The organism is Microcoleus sp. PH2017_12_PCY_D_A (assembly GCF_020738565.1).
Lineage (GTDB): Bacteria > Cyanobacteriota > Cyanobacteriia > Cyanobacteriales > Microcoleaceae > Microcoleus.
In genome coordinates this window covers 42209-48208 of record NZ_JAEQCI010000035.1, presented here as the reverse complement: position 1 = coordinate 48208, position 6000 = coordinate 42209, and the positions used below count along the sequence as shown (strand labels likewise).

Below are 6000 nucleotides of genomic sequence, written 5' to 3'. Positions count from 1 at the left end.
AACCTCCAAAGAGTAAAGGAAGGAGCAAAAAAGATAGCTTGGGGCCTTCCGAGCCGCTCGGTCAACAACTGTCTCTCAACTTGTTCCTCACAGCTTCTTAACAATCTATTGTGTGCCGCGAGGCTCTTCAAATACGCGATTACTTTCCATTTCCAACAAGCAGGTACAAACCAATGACTCTCATTAAAATTTCTATCCCCGTCTACAAAAGAAACCAATGGCAAAACCTTGAGAAACAATACTTCGGACAGTTGTTTGACTTTGCCCCACTCGTTGCAGAAAATGCGTAAAAAATGGCATGGCTTACTACGTAAGGCTTACAGGGCCGTTAAAAAACTGTCCGAAGTATTGGAGAAAGACGGAGAAATCGAAGTTAGCAGCGACGTAGATAACCTTTCCTATGGTTACAAGGAATTGAAAGATCGGATTGATGAATTGATACTGACCCTCGACGCCGAAACTCGTTTAGCAAAGGAGGTCTACGCGCTAGAACTTGAAATAGAAAACAAAGCTTACAGACTAAAAGAACTTCTCCGAGATATTGAGAAAGCCACCAAACATTACGAAAGTTTGAAGCTCTTCTTAGAAAGACTGGGGATTGATCCGTTCGCACAGAGACTGACTTTTGACAATAGATTCTTGCTACAAGATGCGTCATTGCATGAAATTGAAGCGGTCAACAACCAGTCGGAATTTTAAATATGTACATTGACTTCTCCGACGATTGGGGCGAGCCTTCAGAAGCGGAATTTCAGCCGCTTCTCGACTTCGAGAATGAAATTCTCCTCGAAGCACCGCACAACGATATTTCAACAAGGGGTCATGCTTTACACTGTGCAGCGCTACCGCTTGTATAAACAGAAGTACAAGGACTTTCGCGACTACTGCAAGCTCGCTTTAGGCCGATCGCATTTCTACTGCAAAAAGATTATCCAAGCGGCTCAAGTCTGCCTGGAACTCATCAAATCAAAATTCAAGATTCTTCCCACATCGGTATCTCAAGCTTTGCCGCTGGTGAAGTTTGCAAAAGTGGACGAGTACGGAGAGTCTCAACTGCAGGACAAATGGCAAACCGTCCTTGACGGGTTCCCGGCTCAGTCAATCACTGCCGCCAAGATTGCCGAAACTCTTGACGAAAATCCAGAGGACAGAGCCAAGCAAGTCCGCATCGGCGGACAAGCCTACCAACTGCTGCAAAAGAAGGCAATAGAAGCCGGATTGACAGTTTCCCAGTACCTAGAAAAGCTAATTAGCGGTAGTGGGGAACCGCCCGAGGAACAACCCCTTGAGGGTGAAGGCGAGGGAACGGAACTGACGCCCGAAAAAGAAGAGATTTGCGATCGGGCGGAAGCCTACATTAAATCTAAATCTAAAAAGAGAGGATTTGCCATCAGAGTGCGATCGAAAAGCTATCAAATCAGTGACAAAAATAGATCCGACACCTTGTCGGACTCATCCTAACTACTTTTTTAATCATGCACAATACTTTTACTTACAGGCATTCCGACTTGCCCTCAATTCGACCTGAAGTCAAAGCCGAAATTGTTGGATTAGACGTACATATCGCGGATTTGATTTTAAAAAGCCAGGGGAATTACCGCGAACTACAGGAGCTAGCAGAGATGCTAGAGAATTCTCTAGACAGTTGTGAACTGAATTTAAACTCCATTCGGATCATTCCAGACGATAGCTCAGTACCCGCAGTTAACACGATGGCAAATTTGCCTATTGGGGAGCAATCCGTTATTTTTTCAACTGCGCTATTTAGCAACCTATTGCTGGTGGCCTTACAAGATCTAACAGGCGCTAAAATGCACAGTCTGGTTTCTGATGTGTCAAATCGAGTCGTGAAAGAAATGGAGAAAATTAGCGACGAGCAAATTACTGCATCTCTTGCAAGATTTATGGAAGGGCAAAGCGAATACCCCGAATGCAATGCTTTCTTTGTCGATATATCAACCGAAAGCTAGGAACAAAAACAAGTGGCTAAATTACACTTTAACCACTTGGCATCCAAGCTATCTTGACCAATTAATCTGCCAGCATACCATGAAAACACAGACAGAAAATCATATTGCCACGTGCGTAAAACTTGCCAAAGAACGGTTTGGAGAATTTGTCGAGACTGAAACTCAAGAAGTCTTTCTCATTATCAAAGAAGCCAAATCCCGGGGACTGTTACAAAAACAGCCACCTGACCGATGCTTAAATCCATACATTAACGCCGCAAACCGCATCTTAGAAACTTTTGGAACTGAAACATTTTTTCCGACACTTTCAAAAGACCTCACTCACATTTACGCCTACGTCGCGCTAGTTGCAACTAACACGATCAGAATCACCGCCGCCTGACGAGTGCCGCCAGACTCAGCGGCCGAAATTCCCCTCAAAAAGGGGGAGTCGCGGGACGAGTCGAAAGATGAGTGGCGCTTTAAAGATGAAATTAGCTCAACTGCTATGTTGTCTTCGTAAGCGCCAGCCCGCATCAAACAGGACAAAATAAACGAGCCTTAATCAGTGAAGTAAGCATTAATTTGCTTTTGGGAGATTCGTAGGCTCTTTTGTTCTTAACTCTTTTATTCTCCTAAACCATCAAATGAAATATTTAATCGTAGGCATTGACGTTAGTCGGTCTTCAATTGCTGCGTGCTTTATGCTGGAAAAACCCAGCATCCCCCGTGATGACTATTTCGTTGCCGATATCGAAGTGTTTCACTCGAACCTTGAAAATTTGAATAAATTAAGGACAAAAATTGAAAGCTTCAAAGCCGACAAAGTTGTCGCAATTTGCGAACCAACTGGGATAAACTACGCGAAACTGTGGATAAATAAGCTTAGTGACTGGGGAGTCGAAGTAAGAATGATTTCTAACAGCAAGCTGCCTAACTACAGAGCAGAGCTGATGGGAAAAGAAGGCAAGAGCGGGGCAAAGACTGATGACATTGATGCTTTTGCGATCGCTTGTTGGTATTTCGACAAAACAGAAGCCAGCTACCTCAAGATTCGCGATCCTCTAGTTGTTGAGATCAAGCAAATTTGCTTGCGGATCGAACACCTCAACCGATTGCAGTCCCCGATAGTGAACAGGATGAGGCAAGAACTAACGTGGCAATGCCCAGAAGTAGCTCTAGTGCGATCGGCAAAACTACAAGAAGAGTTAGCGCCGCTGCTGTGGGGGTGGCTGGCTGAACGGCGAAAGTCGAAAAAGTACGATCGCATTTTGGAGGCAACTGTCGGCTCCGGCATTGAGCCTCAAACTCGGTGGGCCGCCAAACAATACTGCGAAATTGAGGAGGAAATCTTCAAGCTCAAAAAGCAGTTGGTTCAACTGATTGATAATTCGCAGTTTGATGAATATCGGCGAATTTTTACCAAATTCGGTTTTGGCTACCAGCTTCAAGGCTATTTGCTGGGAGCAATTTATCCGATCGAAGATTTCTTGAAAGAGGGCCGACCGGAAGTAAAAATCAGAAAAAACCGCACCACTGGGAAAGAATCTAAGCTCAAGCTTTCAGAGCGCCGCTTCATGAGGGCTGTCGGCATGGGCGTGATTCGTGATGACAGCGGTCAGAACAAAAAGGGAAAGCAGTCCGGCAGTGCGCTGTGCAGAAAAGCCCTCTGGCAGTGGTGTTTCACACGGCTGGAAGTTAGCCGGAACAATCCACCTCTGAAATTTATTTACGGTCAGGGCGCTGACGCCGAGCAAATGTCCCCAGCGGAAAAGTTAAAACGGAGGAAAAAGGGTGGCACCCCAATGAAATTAGCCCGCCAGCGAGTCATCGCCCGCTGCGTCCGCGAGCTCTTCAAAGAACTGTGTGCGATTGCCAAAATCTAAAATCTAAAATCCAATTTAAAGACCCACAGGAGTAATCTACCCGTGGGTCTTTTAATTAGTAAAAACCTTGTTACAGTGAAGACAAAAGCGGCGCAGCAGCGACGAAACAGTTAAACTCACAGGTGATGGCACGCGCCTCCGCAGCGAGCAACAATCGCGGGCGTGGGAGCGTCTGCACAGCACGTAGCTGATGCTTCGCTGGCAATCAACTTTCCAAGATGCCCCTGCTCTATCTGCCGCCGCCGTTATTGACGCAATTGCGTGATTGAGATCCGGCTCGCTGCCACCTCAAACCATGATTTTTCGCGATCGGGCGTGATATTTGTGGGTTAGTTGGGCGCATAGCAGCTAGGATCGAGCTAACTCATGGTTACACTAAAGCTCGTCATGCGGCGTTGCCTCTCAAAACCCCAATTGAGTCTTATGGCGCACTACCGCTCCACTTTATGTTTGTTCACCTGCATTGCCTCTCTGGGCGCTGCCTTCATTCCCAGTGCGGATGGAAGGCAACAGATTGTCCATGCTTCCTACCAGGTTGTTTCCCAAGAAATTGCTCAGGCGGACTCTCCCCCGGACTCTAGCCAGGACTCCAATCCTCAAAACTCCTCTCCAGCGCCCGATAAAAACAAATCTAACCCGTCTAAAAAACAAAAATCAAATTCCAAAATCCCGAAACCAATCTCCAATATAATTGTCATTTTGTCACACCAGCGGGGGTTGTTAATGTTGGGTTTGGCAGCAGTTGTCGTCACGGCAGCGGCAGTAGCGATCATGCTGAAATTAGTTAGCAGTGGCGAGTCAAATAATTCTAAGCGAAGACGGGTTCGAGGCGATCGCCAAAACCAAAGAAACTCTCGATTCACCAATCCCGATGCTCAGAGAAACAGGCACTACATGGGACAGCAACAGGTTTCTTCTGGGGAACTCAAACCGATACCAGCATTGCCCTACCCTGTCAATTTCCCCAAGGGCTACAAGATCGAGAGCACCGATCGGTCTTTACCGTTTATCCTGGAATCTGGGCAATCTGAATCTGAAGATGCAGGGCTAGAGGGCGATCGAATTAATTCCGACACCGCGACAGACGAAAATCGCAACAACGGCTACAGCGACTCAGGTTTCAATACTCCCAAAACAACTAATCGAGCCGATGCCCTAGGGAATCGGAAGAAAGATATTTCCCTTCCCGAAACCGAAGGCAGACCTAAAGTTGATATTATTGAAACACTCATTGAAGATTTGCAGCACCTAAATCCGGCCTCTAGGCGCAAAGCAATTTGGGAACTCGGGCAACAAGGAGATTCCAGAGCCGTTGAACCGTTGCTGGATTTATTAGGCAATTCTGACTCTAAGCAGTACAGTTTAATTCTGGCAACTCTCTCGGAAATTGGCATTCGCACCCTCAAACCCATGAATAATGCCTGGTCAATTTCATTGCAAAATGAAAACCCGGAAGTGCGGAAAAATGCGATTCGCGACTTGACACGGATTTACGAATTGGTGAATCAAATCAGTCACTTGTTGCACCGCGCGACGGACGATCCAGATGCAGAAGTTCAGGAAACAGCTCGCTGGGCAATTAGTCAGTTGAATCGCATCCGTCCGCGTTCTGGGAGGGATGATTAATCGTAATTCCTCAACCGCCTTGATAAGAAGCCGAGAAAGACATTAGATCGAGGCATGGAAAAACTTCACAGAACTGTTCCTGATTTTATAGGCAATCCAGGCATTTTTTGCAAGTCAGATTGTTGAGAGAGTTAACCGTATCGATCTATAAAGAAAGAAAGAGCGCCCAAGCGCAACTACGTACCAGGTATGTAGTTGCGCTTGGGCGCTCTCTCATATATATATAGCACTTCTCAGAAAGATGAGGTACCAGTTTAGATTAAAGAATTGAAGAATTGAAGAATTTTAGATTGGGGGATTGGAGGATTGGAGGATTGGAGGATTGGGCGATTCGGGGATTTTGTAATTTTGTAATTTTGTAATTCTTAATGAATTGGTGAATACCTCATCTTTCCGAGAACCGCTATAAAGCAATACGGTTTACTGAGGAATGGCAAGGACAAAAGTGTTTGTAGTGACGACTTGAGTCTTATGATTTTTATAATGACTTTCCTTCCGAAAACCTCTATATGTAAAGTGTACAGTGCACTTTACATATA

7 protein-coding genes are annotated in these 6000 nt (G+C 45.7%); all 7 read left to right on the top strand.

From position 1 onward, the window contains the following. Nucleotides 1–282 precede the first annotated feature (282 nt). The 7 genes from JGK39_RS10975 (at nucleotide 283) to JGK39_RS10945 (ending at nucleotide 5461) form a co-directional block, all read left to right on the top strand. The gene (locus JGK39_RS10975) at nucleotides 283–699 is read left to right on the top strand and encodes a hypothetical protein (protein ID WP_293256604.1); all 417 of its coding nucleotides are present in this window, start codon (nucleotides 283–285) and stop codon (nucleotides 697–699) included. A 2-nt stretch (nucleotides 700–701) separates the two neighbouring features. After that, nucleotides 702–857, top strand: a complete 156-nt coding sequence (locus JGK39_RS10970) for a hypothetical protein (protein WP_293322166.1) — start codon at nucleotides 702–704, stop codon at nucleotides 855–857. Further along, nucleotides 823–1461: a hypothetical protein gene (locus JGK39_RS10965; protein ID WP_293296307.1), complete on the top strand. Its 639-nt coding sequence runs from the start codon at nucleotides 823–825 to the stop codon at nucleotides 1459–1461. The genes JGK39_RS10970 and JGK39_RS10965 overlap by 35 nt, the downstream gene beginning before the upstream one ends. A gap of 14 nt (nucleotides 1462–1475) precedes the next feature. After that, entirely contained in the window at nucleotides 1476–1970 is a 495-nt protein-coding gene (locus JGK39_RS10960; protein WP_293256539.1) for a hypothetical protein, read from the top strand. 79 nt (nucleotides 1971–2049) lie between these two features. Continuing rightward, nucleotides 2050–2352, top strand: coding sequence for a hypothetical protein (locus JGK39_RS10955; RefSeq protein WP_293256542.1), 303 nt, complete (start codon nucleotides 2050–2052; stop codon nucleotides 2350–2352). Between the two features lie 244 nt (nucleotides 2353–2596). After that, complete coding sequence (locus JGK39_RS10950) at nucleotides 2597–3835, top strand: transposase (RefSeq protein WP_293256545.1); 1239 nt, start codon at nucleotides 2597–2599, stop codon at nucleotides 3833–3835. Nucleotides 3836–4258: 423 nt separating this feature from the next. After that, a complete protein-coding gene (locus JGK39_RS10945) occupies nucleotides 4259–5461 on the top strand; it encodes a HEAT repeat domain-containing protein (RefSeq protein ID WP_293256548.1) in 1203 nt (400 codons plus the stop codon). Nucleotides 5462–6000: the final 539 nt, after the last annotated feature.

What these genes read in the sequence shown, in the direction of transcription:
- JGK39_RS10975 (WP_293256604.1), top strand. Translation starts at nt 283, where the DNA reads ATGCGTAAAAAATGGCATGGCTTACTACGTAAGGCTTACAGGGCCGTT.
- JGK39_RS10970 (WP_293322166.1), top strand. Translation starts at nt 702, where the DNA reads ATGTACATTGACTTCTCCGACGATTGGGGCGAGCCTTCAGAAGCGGAA.
- JGK39_RS10965 (WP_293296307.1), top strand. Translation starts at nt 823, where the DNA reads ATGCTTTACACTGTGCAGCGCTACCGCTTGTATAAACAGAAGTACAAG.
- JGK39_RS10960 (WP_293256539.1), top strand. Translation starts at nt 1,476, where the DNA reads ATGCACAATACTTTTACTTACAGGCATTCCGACTTGCCCTCAATTCGA.
- JGK39_RS10955 (WP_293256542.1), top strand. Translation starts at nt 2,050, where the DNA reads ATGAAAACACAGACAGAAAATCATATTGCCACGTGCGTAAAACTTGCC.
- JGK39_RS10950 (WP_293256545.1), top strand. Translation starts at nt 2,597, where the DNA reads ATGAAATATTTAATCGTAGGCATTGACGTTAGTCGGTCTTCAATTGCT.
- JGK39_RS10945 (WP_293256548.1), top strand. Translation starts at nt 4,259, where the DNA reads ATGGCGCACTACCGCTCCACTTTATGTTTGTTCACCTGCATTGCCTCT.